The organism is Sphaerisporangium melleum, from assembly GCF_014646695.1.
GTDB lineage: Bacteria > Actinomycetota > Actinomycetes > Streptosporangiales > Streptosporangiaceae > Sphaerisporangium > Sphaerisporangium melleum.
Genome location: NZ_BMNT01000010.1, coordinates 36,723 through 52,879 on the forward strand (window position 1 = coordinate 36,723; position 16,157 = coordinate 52,879).

The window sequence follows — 16,157 nt, forward strand, 5'->3', positions numbered from 1 at the left end:
AAGGCGGTATGACAGCCCAGAATCCTCCGCGTGTCCCCACGTTCAAGTTTCGTCCGTCTTCGGCACGTCACCTGGTTCCCTTCCTGACGTTCGCCCTCGTCCTGATGGCGGTCGGTCTGGTGGTGCTTTCGCCACTCGCTCTCGACGCGTTGGATGACGGTGGCGGTTGGTCGCGGAGAAGTGAGATCGGGCAGACCTATGGGGCAGCCGCCGCTCTCATCTCCGTTTTCGCCCTGGCCGCCATCACCGTTTCCCTGGTATTGCAGGCCCGGGAGACCAAGTTGGCCCGGGAACAGGCGTCACGGACGACGCACAACGAACTTATGACGATGGCGCTGGAGAACGATGTCTATCGCGAGTGCTGGGGAGTTTTCAGCGCGGAGACCGACGAGCGAACGATCCGGCAGCAGATGTACACGAATCTGATCGTCTCCTACTGGCAGACCAGATTCGAACTCGGCACCTTCTCCGAAACCCATCTCAGACACGGCGCGTCGGCCATATTCAGCGCCCGGCCCGGCAGAATTTTCTGGCGGGACGCCCGCAAAGCGCGGATCAGGACCTCTCAGACCCGGAAGGCGCGACGGTTCCACGCGATCCTCGATGAGGAGTACAACAAGTCGGTGACCGCGACCCCTGTGCTCGGCAGTCCTGCGAAGAGCAGGAACGCACGGATGGCCATGGCGTTACGCAGGCTCGCCGAGCGGTTGGAGACGCCGTAGGAAGGGCGACCGCGGATGCTGGTGGGATGGGGTCAGGATGTGGCGGAGGAGAGGAGGGCGGCGGCGGGGAGGGAGACGCGGCCGTCGGGGGTGCGGTACGGGGTGAGCAGGTCGAGGTAGGCGGCCCGGACGCGTTCGAGGGTGGCGGGGTTCTGGCGGGCGATGACGGCGGCGGTGCGCGCGGTGCCGGTGAGGACGGCCGTCCACCAGGCGTCGGGGTCCACGTCGTGCCGCCACTCCACGATCTCGGTGCGGGCGCCGGTGAGCCCGGCGTCCGTGAGCAGGGCGGTGAACGTCTCGGGGTGGCCGTACGGCTGGAAGGGGCTGGTCGCCGGGACGTCGGCGGGCCTCGGCACGCCCACCGCGGCGACCGCCTCGTCGAAGACGACGGTGGCGCGCATCTTCGGGTAGAACCACGAGGTCAGCGCCACCCGGCCGCCTGGGCGGACCACCCGGCGCAGTTCGCGTACGGCGGCGGGCGGCTCGCCGACGTGGTTGATGACGAGGTTGCCGACGACCGCGTCGAACTCGCCGTCCGCGAACGGGAGGACGGGCAGGATCGCGTGGTGGACGCGGACCTCGGGCAGCCGCCGGGCGGTGGCGGCGACCATCTCGGGCTCGGCGTCCGCGGCGGTGACGTGCGCGCCGCGCGCCAGGGCCGCCGCGCTCACCCCGCCGGGGCCGCAGCCGACGTCCAGGACGCGGGTGCCGGATTCGACGCGCGCCGCGTCGAGCAGCGGTTCGACGAGATGGGTGGTCAGCGGGGCCATTCCGCGCTCGTACGCCTCACTGCGCCCCCGCCACCCGGCCCGCTCGAACGCGTCGAAGTCGACCGCAAGCCGCTCTTGTCCCATGCCGCCAGTATCGCCCGTGGCTGCCGTCCCCGCCTTCCGCACGCATGCGCACGTGTGACCACCTCGGCCCCACAGCTGAACGTCACGAACATCGAGCGCTCGGTGTGGCCGGGCCAGACGTCGGGTGAACAGCGAGAGGCCCCCGGCCAGGTGCCGGGTCCTCTCGCTGCTCACGTGCCGCGTCAGTGGCTGCCGGCGAGTTCGCCGGTGAGCTTGCCGTGCAGATCGGCACTCGGGTCGTTCAGCCCGGTGATCTCGACGGTCTTGCCGCGCTGGGCGTACTTCGTCTCGATCGCGTCCAGGGCGGCCACCGAAGAGGCGTCCCAGACGTGTGCGGCGGACAGGTCGATGACGACTCTGTCGGGGTCGGTGGCGTAGTTGAACTGCCCGACGAGGTCGTTGGAGGAGGCGAAGAACAACTCGCCGGTGACCCGGTAGACCACCGTCTTGCCGTCGGGGTCGACCACGGCGGTGACCTCGGCCAGGTGGGCCACACGCTTGGCGAAGACGATCATGGCGGTGATCGAGCCCACGACGACGCCGACGGCGAGGTTATGGGTGGCGACCACACAGGCGACGGTGATCACCATGACGGCGATCTCTCCGGTGGGCATCCGCTTCAGCGTCTTGGGAGCGATGGAGTGCCAGTCGAAGGTCGCGAAGGACACCATGACCATGACGGCGACTAGAGCCGCCATAGGGATGTCGGAGACGACAGGGCCGAAGACGATGCACAGCACCATCAGGAACGCGCCGGCCAGGAAGGTCGACAGACGGGTGCGGGCACCGGACACCTTCACGTTGATCATCGTCTGGCCGATCATGGCGCAGCCGCCCATGCCGCCGAAGAAGCCGGTGACGATGTTGGCGATGCCCTGGCCGATCGACTCGCGGGTCTTGTTGGAGTGAGTGTCGGTGATGTCATCGACCAGCTTGGCGGTCATCAGCGACTCCATCAGGCCGACCAGCGCCATCGCGAACGCGTACGGGACGATCGTCGTCAGCGTGTCCAGAGTGAACGGCACGTCCGGCAGGCCCGGCACGGGCAGGAAGGACGGCAGGTCGCCCTTGTCGCCCACGGTCGGCACCGCGATGCCGGCCGCCAGGGTGATGACGGTCAGGACGACGATCGAGACGAGCGGGGCGGGGATCACCTTGGTGATCTTGGGGAAGAACACCATCAGTGCCAGGCCACCGATGATCAGCGGGTACACGGCCCACGGGACGCCCGTCATCTCGGGAATCTGGGCCATGAAGATCAGGATGGCCAGCGCGTTGACGAAGCCGACCATCACCGAGCGCGGGATGAACCGCATCAGCTTCGCCACCCCGAGCGCGCCCAGGACGACCTGGAAGACGCCGGCCAGAATGACGGCGGCGACCAGGTAGCCCAGGCCGTGCTCACGGTTGAGCGGGGCGATCACGAGGGCGACGGCGCCGGTCGCGGCGGAGATCATCGCCCGCCGGCCGCCGACGATCGAGATGACGACGGCCATGGTGAAGGAGGCGAACAAGCCGATCGCCGGGTCGACGCCCGCGATGATCGAGAACGAGATCGCTTCGGGGATCAAGGCCAGGGCGACGACCAGGCCCGCCAGGACCTCGGTGCGCCAGACCTTCGGATTGCTCAGCCAGTCGGGCTTGAGGCCGCGCAGGCGCACGGCGGGAGTCGCGGCAGCAGAAGACAAGGAGATGCGTACCTGTCGTGCTCGGGCACGCGCCGTCGGCAGGCCGGGGCGTGCGGGAAGGTCTTCGCCGGGGGCGCCATATGCCCCGGAACGGCGGTAACAGGGCAGCCGGGCGCCCTCGCCGTCGGCAACTCTACCTCCCGCGCGTGGTATTTCTCCCTGCTCGGGTCTCCGGTAAGCAGGTGATCGTGCGACTTCCCGAGACTCCCTGTGCGGGTGCCGCGCCGGCGCCACGGAGAAACTCTTGGGGCTGCCAAGGTATTCGCGGGGTGGTGCCATTTCTCCGTCACCTGCCGTTGATCTGGGCAAACGTGCGCCGATATCCGGCGTGGCCGGTTGATCGGAGACGGACCGGTCCAGATGATCGCCTGGAGCCGCGCCCCTCGTCGCGGCGGAAGGTCCGTCAGTCAGGTCGCCGGCGACATGGAGTGTGGCCATGCGTGAACAGGGTCGCGTACGGTGGAGACGCTTCGGGTTGATCTTCGTGCCCGCGGCGGCGGCGGCGACGTTCCTGGTGGGCGCGGCCGTGCAGGGCGCGATCGGCGCGTCGTTCGTCGTCGCGGGCACCCCGATCAAGACGTCGGCCGAACTGGTCAAATCGTACGGCGCCGCGGAGTTCGGCAGCTTCGTGGAGACCAAGGACGGACGGGAGATCCCTGTCTATGTCGTAGCGAACCGGCGGGTCGAGAGCTACAACCTCTGCCAGAGCTACCTGCTGCCGAGCCCGGTCGGGCCGGTGACGATCCGGATCGTCGCCGGCACGGAGGGGCGGCCGGTCGTCTCCCAGCACCAGGTCACCAAGGCAACGATGCTCGAGGCGGGCCACGCCACCTACACCGACTTCGAATTCGGCCGGGACGCGAGCACGCTGGACCAGGTGCCGGGCATCAGTGGACCGGCCGGCGTGCCCGGCGTGCAGGCGACCGCCGTGGTGGCGCGCAACGCCCGGCAGGTCTTCCTGGCGACGAGCTCGGCGCGACTCGACCTGCCGGACCTCCGGCTGCGCGTCCTGCTCGGAGTCCACGAATGCTTCTAGTCTCCGACGAGCCGAACCCGCGTCCGAAGCGGGGATCCGGACCTGGCCAGGAGCCCGAGGGTGGCCACGTACCGGGGCGGTCCGTGCCCAGCGCCCGGGACAGCGCGGAGACCCAGGCCAGTGCCCTGCCGGGCGATGGCGCGAACGGGCGGGAGGAGTCGCGGGCCGCCGCGGACGCACCGAATCGGCCGGACGCGCCGGACCTGCCTGAGGCGCCGGATCCGGATGACGCGGCCACCGGGGCGGGCGCAGACCGGTGGTATGCGGGGCGGCTGAGCGACGTACCTGACCGAGCGGATACACCAGACAAAGCGAATATGCCGAGCGGGGCGGATACGGCGAGCGAAGCCGATACGGAGAGCAGAGCGGACACGCCTGACGGAGCGGACACGCCGAGCGGACGGCGCCGGGCGGGGCGGCGCGCGGAGCGGGCACGCAGAAGGGCGAAACGGGCGGCCAGGAGAGGGGAGGGAACCGGGACCATGAAGGAGTGGCGGCGTTCGCGGCCGTTCTGGGGTGGTTCGCTCACGCTGCTGGCCGGGGCGGAGCTGTTGAGCTTCCCCTTCTCCACGGACGCGCTGCCGCTGATCATCCACTCGATCGAGGCGGGGCTCGCGTACCTGCTCTCCATCATGATGATCATCATCGGACTGCTGACCCTGTGCCAGCCGGCGCAGCGCGTGTTCCTCGGCGTGGCGGCCATCCTGTTGTCCATCGCGTCGATCCTCTACGCCAACATCGGCGGGTTCCTGCTCGGCGCGGTGCTCGGCCTGTTCGGCGGGGCGCTGACCGCCGCGTGGACGCCGCTGCCCGCGCCCGCGTCCCCGCCCGGCGAACAGACCGCGACCGGGGACGACACCGTCGCGACCAGGGACGACACCACCTCGCCCATGGACGCGACCACCGCGACCGGCAAGGGGACGTCCTAGGGCGCTTGCGTCCCTCGCACCACCGGGGCATCGCGGAGATCGACCCGCGCGGGGTGCGGGTCGCGCCGCGTGGGTATTGAACGGCAATGTCGCCCGACAAACTGGATACGTACCGGAGCAAGCGCGACGCCGCACGCACCCCCGAGCCGGTTCCCGAGCCAGGCCCCCTGCCCACCGGGCACAACGACACCTTCGTCATCCAGGAGCACCACGCCCGCCGTCTGCACTGGGATCTGCGGCTGGAACGGGACGGCGTGCTGGTGTCCTGGGCGATCCCCAAGTGCCTGCCGCTCGACCGGAAGACCAACCACCTCGCCGTGCACACCGAGGACCACCCGCTGGAGTACGCGACGTTCGAGGGGGAGATCGCACAGGGCGAGTACGGCGGAGGGCTGATGCTCATCTGGGATCGCGGCACCTACGAGACCGAGAAGTGGACCGACCGCGAGGTCAAGTTCGTCCTGCACGGCTCGCGGTCCTCGGGCCGGTACGTGCTGTTCCCGACCGACGGCAAGAACTGGATGATCCACCGGATGGACCCGCCGCCGGAGAACGGCCTGCCGCCCGCCGCGGAGCTGCGTCCCATGGCGGCCGAGGAACGCAAGCGGCTGCCCCGCGACCAGGAGGCGTACGGCTTCGAGTTCGACCTCGGCGGTACGCGGGCGCTGGCGATCCTCGGCGAGGGGAAGGTGCGCTTCATCGGCGCCGACGGCACGCCGCTCACTCCGGAGTCCACGCCCGGGCTCGACCGGCTCGACGGCCTCGGCAAGGCCGCCTGGGGACTGCCCGCCGTGCTGGACGGCCGGATCGCCGACATCGGCGGCAGCACCGTGTACATGATCTCCGACGTGCTGCGGCTGAACACCGGTGACCTGCTCGGCAGGTCCTATCGCGACCGGCGCAGGACGCTCGACCACCTGTCCCTGCGCGACCGCCACTGGCAGCCGACCCCGTGGTTCCCCGGCGACGGCAAGGCCGTGCTGCAGGTGGCGAAGGACCAGGGCCTCCCGGCCGTCCTCGCCAAGCGCCTGGACAGCCCCTACCTCCCCGGCGTCCGCTCCTCCGCCTGGCTCCGCGTGCCCCTCAATCCCGGCGGCTGACCACGTCAGCGGCGAGTGATGGGGTCCCAGCCGGGGCGGGGGGCACGGGTGCCGGCGGTCTTCGCGTCGCGGCTGCGGTAGACGATGTACGGGCGGGTGAGGTAGCCGATCGGCGCGGTGAGCATGTGGACGAGCCGGGTGAACGGCCACACCGCGAACAGCACCATGGCACTGGCCGCGTGCAGCTGGAACAGCACGGGCACCCGGGCCATCAACGCCGGCTCGGGCTGGAGGATGAAGATGGAGCGGAACCACGGTGAGACGGTGGTCCGGTAGTCGTACCCGCCGCCCAGGACGTTGGCCACCAGGGTGGCGGCCAGGCCGAGCACGATGGTGAGCGCGAGCAGGGCGTACATCAGCTTGTCGTTGCGGGTGGTGGCGGTGAAGACCGGCCCGACGGTACGGCGGCGGTAGATGAGGATCGCCAGGCCCGCGATGGTGCAGACGCCCGCGATCGTGCCGAGCACGACCGCGCCCAGGTGGTAGGCCTCCTCGCCGATCCCGGCCGCCTCGGTCCACGTCTTGGGGATCACCAGGCCGCCGACGTGGCCGAGCAGGACGACGAGGATGCCGAAGTGGAACAGCGGGCTGCCGATGCGCAGCAGCCGTGACTCGTACATCTGGGACGAACGGGTGGTCCAGCCGAACTTGTCGTAGCGGTAGCGCCAGACGTGGCCGAGGACGAACACCGTGAGGGCCAGGTAGGGCGCGACCACCCACAGCAGCGTGTCGAGGGCGTTCATCGGCGTGCTCCTCCTGGTAGCCGGCCTTCCGCCGGATGTCCTGGCGGACGTCCGGTCGCGGGGGGCGCGAGCCGGTGGTCGGCGAGAGTGTCGAAGGGTTCCAGGCCGACCTCCTCCTCCGGTGGGCCCTGCGCGGCCAGCCGGGCCGCGGCGGCGCGTTCCCGCGCGGTGGGTTCGGGGAGGGTGGCGAGCACCGCGGCGACGACGTGCGCGTACGGCGAGCCCTCCTCCAGCAGTGCCTGCCGGAGCACCTCCAGGCCGGGGCGGTGCTCGCGCAGCAGCCGCGTCGCCTGGCCGGTGCCGCCCCGGCCGGACAGCTCGCAGACCACGGCCAGGTGGTCGGGCAGTTCGTCGTCGGCGGGCTCGAACCCGGCGGTGCGGTAGGCGTGCTTGAAGCGCAGCAGCGCGGCGCCGCGTTTGCGGGTGTCGCCGTAGGCGTAGTAGGTGAGGTACGGGCAGCAGCGCCGCTTGAGGTCGAAGGTCGCCACGTAGTGCGCGGCCAGGTCGGCGAGCGGGGTGGCGGCCACGTGGTCCAGGAAGGCGGCCAGCCGGGTCGCGGCCTCGCCCCGGGGCAGCGCGGCCACGGTGGCGGCGAGCGCGGGCAGCGCCTCGGCCAGCCGTTCGCCGGGGTAGTCGAGCATGATCGACGCCGCCATGTGCACCGTCCGCACGGCCGCCTCTCCCCGTCCGGGCATCCCACGCGGGTTTCCGTGGTCGTTCATCGCTTCTCCTTGCGGCTGGGGAACAGGCCTTCGGGGATGCCCTTGCCGTCCCAGTTGAGCAGGTTGACCCGTCCGCGCAGCTCGTCGGCCCGCTCCGGTTCGTCGGCGGTCTGGCGTTCGCGCAGTGCGTGGAAGCTCTCGACGGCGACCGGCGCGGGCATCCCGGAGGCCTCGCCGAAGGGCCCCGCCATCCCAGGCCCGCCCTCGTAGTCGAGGCTGCACCCGGTGACCGACTCCTCCAGCGCCTCGGCCCGCTCGGCGTGCGCCGTGGGGATCACGTACCGCTCGTCGTAGGCGGCGATGGCGAGCAGCCGGTACATCTCCTCGACCTGGTCGCCGGTCATGCCGACGGCGGTGGCGATGGACTCGTCCCGGGGGCGGCCGAGGTTGACCTCGCGCATGTACGACCGCATGGCCGCCAGGCGCCGCAGCACGGCCCGGACCGGTTCGGGGTCGCCGGCGGTGAACAGCTCGGCCAGGTACGCAACCGGGATGCGCAGGGTGTCGATGGCGCCGAACAGGTTGCCGGCCGCCTCGCCGTCGTGGCCGGTGCCGGCGAGCACGTCGACGACCGGGGACAGCGGCGGGATGTACCAGACCATCGGCATGGTGCGGTACTCCGGGTGCAGTGGCAGGGCGACGCCGTACTCGAAGATCAGCTTGTGGATCGGCGAGCGCTGGGCGGCCTCCAGCCAGTCCTCGGGGATGCCGGACGCGCGGGCGGCGGCGATCACCTCGGGGTCGTGGGGGTCGAGCATGACGCTCTTCTGCGCCTCGTACAGCGCCTTCTCGTCGGGGACGGACGCGGCCTGCGCGACCCGGTCGACGTCGTAGAGGATCAGGCCGAGGTAGCGCAGCCGGCCGACGCAGGTCTCCGAGCACACGGTGGGGAGGCCCACCTCGACGCGCGGGTAGCAGAAGGTGCACTTCTCGGCCTTGCCGGTGCGGTGGTTGAAGTACACCTTCTTGTACGGGCAGCCGGTGACGCACATGCGCCAGCCGCGGCAGCGGTCCTGGTCGACCAGGACGATGCCGTCCTCGCTGCGCTTGTACATCGCGCCGGACGGGCACGACGCCACGCACGAGGGGTTGAGGCAGTGCTCGCAGATGCGCGGCAGGTAGAACATGAACGCCTGCTCGAACTCCAGCTTGACCTGGTCGGACACCTTGGCGAGCACGGGGTCGGCGGCGGTGAGCTTCGGCGCGCCGGCCAGGTTGTCGTCCCAGTTGGCGCTCCAGGTGATCTTCGTGGGTTCGCCGGTGATGAGCGACCTCGGCCGGGCGACCGGCGTGTCCTGCTGCGCGGGGGCGGAGAAGAGCCGGTCGTAGTCGTAGGTCCAGGGCTCGTAGTAGTCCTGGATGGACGGCATGAGCGGGTTGGCGAAGATCGTGGCCAGCTTGCGGAGCCGTCCGCCGGCCTTCAGCCGCAGCCGGCCGCGCCTGCTCAGCTCCCAGCCGCCGCGCCATTTCTCCTGGTTCTGGTAGGTGCGCGGGTACCCCTGCCCGGGGCGGGTCTCGACGTTGTTGAACCAGACGTACTCGACGCCGGACCGGTTGGTCCACGCCTGCTTGCACGTCACCGAGCAGGTGTGGCAGCCGATGCACTTGTCGAGGTTCATCACCATGGCGAGCTGGGCCATCACGCGCATCAGTAGTCCACCTCCTGCGAGCGCCGCCGGATGACGGTGATCTCGTCGCGCTGGTTGCCGGTGGGGCCGAGGTAGTTGAAGGCGAAGGAGAGCTGGGCGTACCCGCCGATGAGGTGGGTCGGTTTGATCAGCAGGCGGGTGAGCGAGTTGTGGATGCCGCCGCGCCGGCCGGAGGTCTCGCTGATCGGCACGTCCACCACCCGTTCCTGCGCGTGGTACATGTACACGGTCCCTTCCGGCATGCGGTGCGAGACGACGGCCCGCGCGACGACGACGCCGTTGCGGTTGACCGCCTCCACCCAGTCGTTGTCGTCGACACCGGCCTTCGCGGCGTCGGCGGGGCTCATCCAGATGGTCGGCCCGCCGCGCGACAGGGTGAGCATGAGCAGGTTGTCCTGGTACTCGGAGTGGATGGACCACTTGGAGTGCGGGGTGAGGTAGCGCACGGTGATCCCTTGCTCCGGCCCGCCCTCGCCGATGGCCGGCTCGCCGAACAGGGCCGTCATGTTCAGCGGCGGCCGGTACAGCGGTAGCGCCTCCCCCGCCTCGTGCATCCAGTCGTGGTCCAGGTAGAAGTGCTGGCGGCCGGTGAGGGTGTGCCAGGGCTTGGCGTGCTCGACGTTGGTGGTGAACGCCGAGTACCGCCGCCCGCCGGTCTCGCTGCCCGACCACTCCGGCGAGGTGATCACCGGCACCGGCCGGGCCTTGGTGTCGGCGAAGGTGATCCGGCGGTGCTCGTCGGCGAGCCCATCGAAGGACGTGCCGGTACGGCGGCCCAGCGTGGCGAACCCCTGAGCGGCGAGCCGGCCGTTGGTCGTCCCCGACAGGGCGAGGATCGCCTCGCACGCGTCGGTGTCGCGGGCCAGGGACGGCCGGCCGGCGGCGACGCCGCCTCGTACGACGCCGTTGGTGCGCCGCAGCAGGTCGATCTCGGCCGCGACGTCGAAGGTCACACCCTTGGTGGTGGCGCCGAGCCGGTCGGCGAGCGGGCCGAGCGCGGCCATCTTCTCGGCGATCGCCCCGTAGTCCCGCTCGACCAGGACGATCTTGGGGAAGTTGCGGCCGGGCACCGGGGTTTCGCCCGTCTCGCGCCAGTCGTCGGCGCGGCCGTGCGGACTGGCCAGCTCGTCGGGGGTGTCGTGCAGCAGCGGCACGGCGACCGCGTCCCGGCGGACGCCGAGGTGGGTGCGGGCCAGCGCGCTGAACGCCGCCGCGATGGCATGGAAGGCGGCGAAGTCGGTGCGGGTCTGCCATGGCGGGTCGATGGCCGGGGTGAAGGCGTGCACGAACGGGTGCATGTCGGTGGAGGACAGGTCGTGCTTCTCGTACCAGGTGGCCGCGGGCAGCACGATGTCGGAGAACAGCGTGGTGGAGGTCATCCGGAAGTCCAGCGACAGCAGCAGGTCGAGCTTGCCGTCCGGCGCCTCCTCCCGCCAGTGCACGCCGGCCGGGCGGTCCTGCGGGCCCGCCTCCCGGGCCCGCACCGAGTGGTCGGTGCCGAGCAGGTGGCGCAGGAAGTACTCATCGCCCTTGGCCGAGGAGCCGAGCAGGTTGGCCCGCCAGACGGTGAGCACGCGCGGCCAGTTGCGCGGGTCGTCGGGGTCCTCACAGGCGAACCGCAGGTCCCCCGCGGCCACCCGCTCGGCCACGTACGCGGCCTCGTCCCCCTCCCCCGCCGACGCGGCCTCGTCGGCGAGGTCGAGGGGGTTGCGGTCGAAGGTCGGGTAGGACGGCATCCAGCCCAGCCGGGCCGACTGGGCGAGCAGGTCGGCGGTGGCCCGGCCGGCGAACGCGCCGGTGCCGAGCGGCGAGGAGACGACATCGGCGCGGTAGGTGTCGTAGCGCCACTGGTCGGTGTGCAGGTACCAGTAGGCGGTGCTGATCATCTGCCGGGGCGGGCGCGACCAGTCGAGGGCGGAGGCGAGCTGCGCCCAGCCGGTGACCGGGCGGCATTTCTCCTGGCCGACGTAGTGCGCCCAGCCGCCGCCGTTGACGCCCTGGCAGCCGGTGAGGGTGACCAGGGCGAGGAACGACCGGTACATGGTGTCGGAGTGGAACCAGTGGTTCGTCCCCGCACCCAGGATGATCATGGACCGGCCGTTCGACTCCTCGGCGTTGCGGGCGAACTCGCGGGCGATCCGGGCGGCCCTGGCCGCCGGCACGCCGGTGAGCGCCTCCTGCCAGGCCGGGGTGTACGGCTCGGCCGCGTCGTCGTAGCCGGCCGGCCAGGCGCCGGGCAGGCCGTCGCGGGCCACCCCGTACTGGGCGAGCATGAGGTCGAACACGGTGGTGACCAGGTGCCCGCCGACGCGGCGGGCGGGGACGCCGCGGTACAGCACCTCGCCGCCGCCGGCCTGGTCGAAGCGGGGCAGCGCGACCATCACCATCTCGGCCGCGCCCGGCAGGCCCGCCACCTGGCCGAGGCCATGTCCGCCCGGCCCACCATCGCCGTCTGCCACGCCGCCACCGGGCGCCGCGCCGTACAGGGTCAGGGCCGGGTCCACCTCGCCCAGGTCCAGGTTCCAGCGGCCCTCGCCCTCGGGCGCGTAGCGGAAGCCGAGCGAGCCGCCGGGCACCACCGGCGCGCCGGTCCGCCGGTCCAGCAGCACGGTCTTGAACGCCGCCTCCCGCCCGGCCTCGCCCAGGTCGGCCGCGGTGAGGAACTTGCCGGGCACGTACGCCCGCCCGAGCTGCCCAGTCTCCGCGTTCCCCCGGGGCCCGGGGTGCTCGGTCAGGCGGACCAGGAACGGCAGGTCGGTGAACCGCCGGACGTAGTCCAGGAAGTAGGGGACCGGCCGGTCCAAGAAGAACTCCTTGAGGATGACGTGGCCCATCGCCATGGCCAGCGCCCCGTCGGTGCCCGGACGCGGCGCCAGCCACTCGTCAGCGAACTTCGCCGCGTCGTTGTAGTCGGGGGCGACCACGACGACCTTCTGCCCCCGGTAGCGCGCCTCGGCCATCCAGTGCGCGTCGGGGGTACGGGTGACCGGGACGTTGGACCCCCACAGCATCAGGTAGGCCGCGTCCCACCAGTCGGCCGACTCGGGCACGTCGGTCTGGTCGCCGAACACCTGCGGCGAGGCCACCGGCAGGTCGGCGTACCAGTCGTAGAACGACAGCATGGAGCCGCCGATGAGCGAGATGAACCGCGCTCCGGCGGCGTGCGAGACCATCGACATGGCGGGAATGGGGGAGAAACCGGCCACCCGGTCGGGGCCGTAGGTCCTGATCGTGTGCACGTGGGCCGCCGCGACGATCTCGGTGGCCTCGTCCCAGGTGATCCGCACCAGGCCGCCCTTGCCGCGCGCGGACTGGTAGCGGCGGCGCCGGTCCGGGTCGGCGGTGATCTCGGCCCACGCCGCGACCGGGTCGCCCAGCCTCGCCCTGGCCTCGCGGTACATCTCGACCAGCACGCCCCGGGCGTACGGGTAGCGCACCCGGGTCGGCGAGTAGGTGTACCAGGAGAACGCCGCGCCGCGCGGGCAGCCCCGCGGCTCGTACTCCGGCCGGTCGCCGCCCGCGCTCGGGTAGTCGGTCTGCTGGGTCTCCCAGGTGATGATGCCGTCCTTGACGTACACCTTCCAGGAACAGGAGCCGGTGCAGTTCACGCCGTGCGTGGAGCGGACCACCTTGTCGTGGCTCCAGCGGTCCCGGTAGAACACATCACCCTGCCGGCCGCCGATCTGGTGCAGCGTCCGCAGGTCGGGGGCCACCTTTCCGGGGCGCAGGTGTTTCCCGAACCGGATCAGGGCGTCCTCGAACGGCCCGTCCATTACCGACATGAAGCTCCTCTTTCCCGGGATTTCGCGAGGCCGGAGATGTGGCGGGTGACTATGAGAGGTAGGCCCTACCCGGTCACGCGCATGATGAATCGGCAGTAGAGCAGCGCCACGACGGCCACCGCGGCGAGCATCAGGAGGCCGATGGTGTAGGTGCCGGTCGCCTGGTAGATCAGGCCCATCACGATCGGGGGCAGGAAGCCGCCGAGGCCGCCCGCCGCGCCGACCACGCCGGTCGCGCTGCCCACCGTGCCCGCTGGGACGGCCCGGCCGACGATCGCGAACACCGCGCCGGCCCCGCCGCCGAGGGCGGCGGCCATCAGCAGGAACGCCACCGTGGCCACCGGCATCGCCGGGGCGAAGGAGACGACGGCCGCGCACACGGCCACGCCGGCGAACGTGCCGGTCAGTACGGGAAGGCCGCCCACGCGGTCGGCGAGCCAGCCGCCGGCCGGGCGGGCCAGGACCGCGACGATGGTGAAGCCGGCCGACCGGGCGGCGGCGTCGGCGATGGTCAGCCCGTACACCGAGCGCAGGTACAGCGGCAGGTAGACGCCGAAGGCGACGAAGCCGCCGAAGCTCAGCGCGTACATGCCGGCGAGCTCCACCACGACCCGCCGCCGGGCGGCGGCCAGGAAGCGGGCCAGGAACGGCTCGGCGGCCGGCCGGACGCCCGGCGCGTCGCGGCCGGCGGCCAGGAACGTCACCCCGACCACCACCAGGGCGGCGGCGACCACGAGGAACGGGACGGGACGGCCGAAGCGGCCGGCCAGCCACGGGGTGACGAACCCGGAGATCGCGGTGCCCACGGTGCCCATGCCGAACAGGCCGAGGGCGAGGCCCCGGCGCTCGGGCGGGAACCAGGCGTTGACGTACGGCACGCCGATGGCGAAGGTGGCTCCGGCGACGCCGAGGACGAAGCCGCCGGCGATCAGGCCCGGGTAGTCGTCGGTGAAGGCGAGGAAGACGACCGGCACCACCCCGGCGAGGCTGGCGAGACCGAACATCAGCCGGCCGCCGTACCGGTCGGTCAGCGCGCCGAACACCATGCGGCCGAGCGATCCGACGATCACCGGCACGGCGACCAGGGCCGACACCTCCAGCGGGCTGAGGCGCAGCAGGTCCTTGTACACGGGGCCGAGCGGGCTGAGCAGCGCCCACGCCCAGAAGTTCACGGCGAACGCGACGGTGGCCAGGACCAGTGCCCTGACCCTCGCGCCCGTGGATACGGGCAGCACGTCAGGGGCGGAGGTGGTCGTCATCGCCGGTCACATCCTTCGGGCAGCGTTCACGTGCCTGAAGCATCTCTGGGCGGTCATGCTCGGGTTGAGGGTACTTAGTCCTTTGATCGAGGACCGAGGACCCGAGCGATCAGTGTCCCCCGGCCGGACCGTAATCTCATAGAGGTGGCACTCATCGGGATCACATCGGCTGACCAGCGCGATTATGTGAGCAAGGCCACCCTTCCCGCCCACCATTTCACATGGCGTTCATAATCGGGCAACAGGTCGGAAACGGCGAATTGGAAATCTCGGCGTTGCGGACACGAGTGGGGTCTGCCTTGCTGAAGGGATCGTCGTGACCTACAAGGCCGAGTACATCTGGACCGACGGCACCGAGCCGACCGCGCGGCTCAGGTCGAAGACCAGGATTCTCGCAGACGGAGCCGAGCCGCCGATCTGGGGCTTCGACGGCTCCAGCACGAACCAGGCACCGGGCAAGGCGTCCGACTGTGTACTCAAGCCGGTGTTCGTCTGCCCGGACCCGATCCGCGGCGGTGACAACGTCCTCGTCATGTGCGAGGTGCTGCTCACCGACATGACCCCGCACCCCACCAACACGCGGGCGCAGCTCGCCTCGGTCGCCGAGCGCTTCGCCGAGCAGGACTCCTGGTTCGGCATCGAGCAGGAGTACACCTTCTTCAAGGACGGCCGCCCGCTCGGCTTCCCGGTCGGCGGCTTCCCCGCGCCGCAGGGCTTCTACTACTGCGGCGTCGGCGCCGACGAGGTGTACGGCCGCGAGATCGTCGAGGCGCACCTCGACGCGTGCCTGACCGCGGGCCTGGCGATCTCCGGTATCAACGCCGAGGTCATGCCCGGCCAGTGGGAGTTCCAGGTCGGCCCGGCCGGCCCGCTCGAGGTGTCCGACCACCTCTGGGTGGCGCGCTGGCTGCTCTACCGCATCGCCGAGAACTACGGCGTCTCCGCCACGCTCGACCCCAAGCCGGTGCAGGGCGACTGGAACGGCGCGGGCGCGCACACCAACTTCTCCACCAAGGCCATGCGCGAGGGCTACGACGCCATCATCACCGCCTGCGAGGCCCTGGGCGAGAAGGCCCAGGAGCACATCGCCGGCTACGGCGCGGGCATCGAGAAGCGGCTCACCGGCATGCACGAGACCGCCCCGTGGAGCGAGTTCAGCTACGGCGTGTCCAACCGCGGCGCGTCGGTGCGCATCCCGTGGCAGGTCGAGGTGGACAAGCACGGCTACATCGAGGACCGCCGCCCGAACGCCAACGTCGACCCGTACGTGGTCACCCGCCTGATCGTGGGCACCTGCTGCGAGGCCCTGGAGAAGGCCGGCCAGGTCTGACGCGGACGCGGCCGGGCACCGTCCGGCCGCACCACGCGAGGCACGCGGACGGGGCCGGACGGCGCCGCGTCCCGCCGGGCCATCGAGCACACGCGGCGCCGCCCGCGGGGGTTCTCCCCGCGGACGGCGCCGTCGTTGTTCCCCTGCTCAGAAAGGCTCGGTGTTGGTCCAGGCCCAGACCGCGCCGTTCGAGGGGACGATGTCGAGGTAGTCGTCGCGGCCGTCGCCGTTGATGTCCGCGAAGTGGATCTGACCGCCCGGCGCCGTCATGGTGCCACCGCTGCCCGCGGGGACCCCGGCGGCGATCACTCCCTGGGGGTTCCAGGCCCAGCCGCTGGGCGAG

General features: G+C 71.1%; 13 protein-coding genes. 5 read left to right on the plus strand and 8 right to left on the minus strand.

Annotation, left to right across the window (positions count from 1 at the left end):
- Positions 1-8: 8 nt before the first annotated feature.
- Positions 9-722: a DUF6082 family protein gene (locus IEY93_RS10580; RefSeq protein WP_189162825.1), complete on the plus strand. Its 714-nt coding sequence runs from the start codon at positions 9-11 to the stop codon at positions 720-722.
- A 32-nt stretch (positions 723-754) separates the two neighbouring features.
- Here the strand turns inward: IEY93_RS10580 and IEY93_RS39325 are convergent, their stop codons facing one another.
- The gene (locus tag IEY93_RS39325; RefSeq protein WP_189162826.1) at positions 755-1,576 is read right to left on the minus strand and encodes a class I SAM-dependent methyltransferase; all 822 of its coding nucleotides are present in this window, start codon (positions 1,574-1,576) and stop codon (positions 755-757) included.
- Positions 1,577-1,758: 182 nt separating this feature from the next.
- Positions 1,759-3,237, minus strand: coding sequence for a SulP family inorganic anion transporter (locus IEY93_RS10590; RefSeq protein ID WP_203968274.1), 1,479 nt, complete (start codon positions 3,235-3,237; stop codon positions 1,759-1,761).
- 463 nt (positions 3,238-3,700) lie between these two features.
- Here IEY93_RS10590 and IEY93_RS10595 point away from each other — a divergent pair, with 463 nt between their 5' ends.
- The 3 genes from IEY93_RS10595 (at position 3,701) to IEY93_RS10605 (ending at position 6,329) form a co-directional block, all read left to right on the plus strand.
- Positions 3,701-4,300 carry a DUF6230 family protein gene (locus tag IEY93_RS10595; RefSeq protein WP_189162828.1) on the plus strand — a complete coding sequence of 200 codons (600 nt, stop codon included), beginning with the start codon at positions 3,701-3,703 and terminating at the stop codon, positions 4,298-4,300.
- Between the two features lie 482 nt (positions 4,301-4,782).
- On the plus strand, positions 4,783-5,229 hold the full coding sequence (locus IEY93_RS10600; RefSeq protein WP_189162829.1) for a DUF6114 domain-containing protein: 447 nt from the start codon (positions 4,783-4,785) through the stop codon (positions 5,227-5,229).
- Positions 5,230-5,315: 86 nt separating this feature from the next.
- Positions 5,316-6,329, plus strand: a complete 1,014-nt coding sequence (locus IEY93_RS10605) for a DNA polymerase ligase N-terminal domain-containing protein (RefSeq protein WP_189162830.1) — start codon at positions 5,316-5,318, stop codon at positions 6,327-6,329.
- A gap of 5 nt (positions 6,330-6,334) precedes the next feature.
- Here the strand turns inward: IEY93_RS10605 and narI are convergent, their stop codons facing one another.
- From narI to IEY93_RS10630, 5 genes are all read right to left on the minus strand, one after another.
- The gene (narI, locus tag IEY93_RS10610; protein WP_189162831.1) at positions 6,335-7,072 is read right to left on the minus strand and encodes a respiratory nitrate reductase subunit gamma; all 738 of its coding nucleotides are present in this window, start codon (positions 7,070-7,072) and stop codon (positions 6,335-6,337) included.
- Positions 7,069-7,794, minus strand: a complete 726-nt coding sequence (gene narJ, locus IEY93_RS10615; protein WP_229691028.1) for a nitrate reductase molybdenum cofactor assembly chaperone — start codon at positions 7,792-7,794, stop codon at positions 7,069-7,071. Before narJ ends, narI begins: the two co-directional genes overlap by 4 nt.
- Positions 7,791-9,443: a nitrate reductase subunit beta gene (gene narH, locus IEY93_RS10620; RefSeq protein WP_189162832.1), complete on the minus strand. Its 1,653-nt coding sequence runs from the start codon at positions 9,441-9,443 to the stop codon at positions 7,791-7,793. Before narH ends, narJ begins: the two co-directional genes overlap by 4 nt.
- Positions 9,443-13,225, minus strand: coding sequence for a nitrate reductase subunit alpha (locus tag IEY93_RS10625; RefSeq protein ID WP_189162833.1), 3,783 nt, complete (start codon positions 13,223-13,225; stop codon positions 9,443-9,445). Before IEY93_RS10625 ends, narH begins: the two co-directional genes overlap by 1 nt.
- Positions 13,226-13,290: 65 nt before the next feature.
- A complete protein-coding gene (locus tag IEY93_RS10630; protein WP_189162834.1) occupies positions 13,291-14,484 on the minus strand; it encodes an MFS transporter in 1,194 nt (397 codons plus the stop codon).
- Positions 14,485-14,800: 316 nt separating this feature from the next.
- On the opposite strand from IEY93_RS10630, the gene glnII reads away from it, so the two are divergent.
- Complete coding sequence (gene glnII / locus IEY93_RS10635) at positions 14,801-15,814, plus strand: glutamine synthetase (RefSeq protein ID WP_189162835.1); 1,014 nt, start codon at positions 14,801-14,803, stop codon at positions 15,812-15,814.
- A gap of 147 nt (positions 15,815-15,961) precedes the next feature.
- On the opposite strand, the gene IEY93_RS10640 is transcribed toward glnII, so the two are convergent.
- Positions 15,962-16,157 (minus strand): hypothetical protein (locus IEY93_RS10640; protein WP_229691029.1); only part of this gene is annotated, 196 nt, incomplete at its 5' end.

Bases quoted from the DNA above. Each gene is read 5' to 3' on its own strand.
- IEY93_RS10580 (WP_189162825.1), top strand. From the start codon at position 9: ATGACAGCCCAGAATCCTCCGCGTGTCCCCACGTTCAAGTTTCGTCCG.
- IEY93_RS39325 (WP_189162826.1), bottom strand. From the start codon at position 1,576: ATGGGACAAGAGCGGCTTGCGGTCGACTTCGACGCGTTCGAGCGGGCC.
- IEY93_RS10595 (WP_189162828.1), top strand. From the start codon at position 3,701: ATGCGTGAACAGGGTCGCGTACGGTGGAGACGCTTCGGGTTGATCTTC.
- IEY93_RS10600 (WP_189162829.1), top strand. From the start codon at position 4,783: ATGAAGGAGTGGCGGCGTTCGCGGCCGTTCTGGGGTGGTTCGCTCACG.
- IEY93_RS10605 (WP_189162830.1), top strand. From the start codon at position 5,316: ATGTCGCCCGACAAACTGGATACGTACCGGAGCAAGCGCGACGCCGCA.
- narI (WP_189162831.1), bottom strand. From the start codon at position 7,072: ATGAACGCCCTCGACACGCTGCTGTGGGTGGTCGCGCCCTACCTGGCC.
- narJ (WP_229691028.1), bottom strand. From the start codon at position 7,794: ATGAACGACCACGGAAACCCGCGTGGGATGCCCGGACGGGGAGAGGCG.
- narH (WP_189162832.1), bottom strand. From the start codon at position 9,443: ATGCGCGTGATGGCCCAGCTCGCCATGGTGATGAACCTCGACAAGTGC.
- IEY93_RS10625 (WP_189162833.1), bottom strand. From the start codon at position 13,225: ATGTCGGTAATGGACGGGCCGTTCGAGGACGCCCTGATCCGGTTCGGG.
- IEY93_RS10630 (WP_189162834.1), bottom strand. From the start codon at position 14,484: ATGACGACCACCTCCGCCCCTGACGTGCTGCCCGTATCCACGGGCGCG.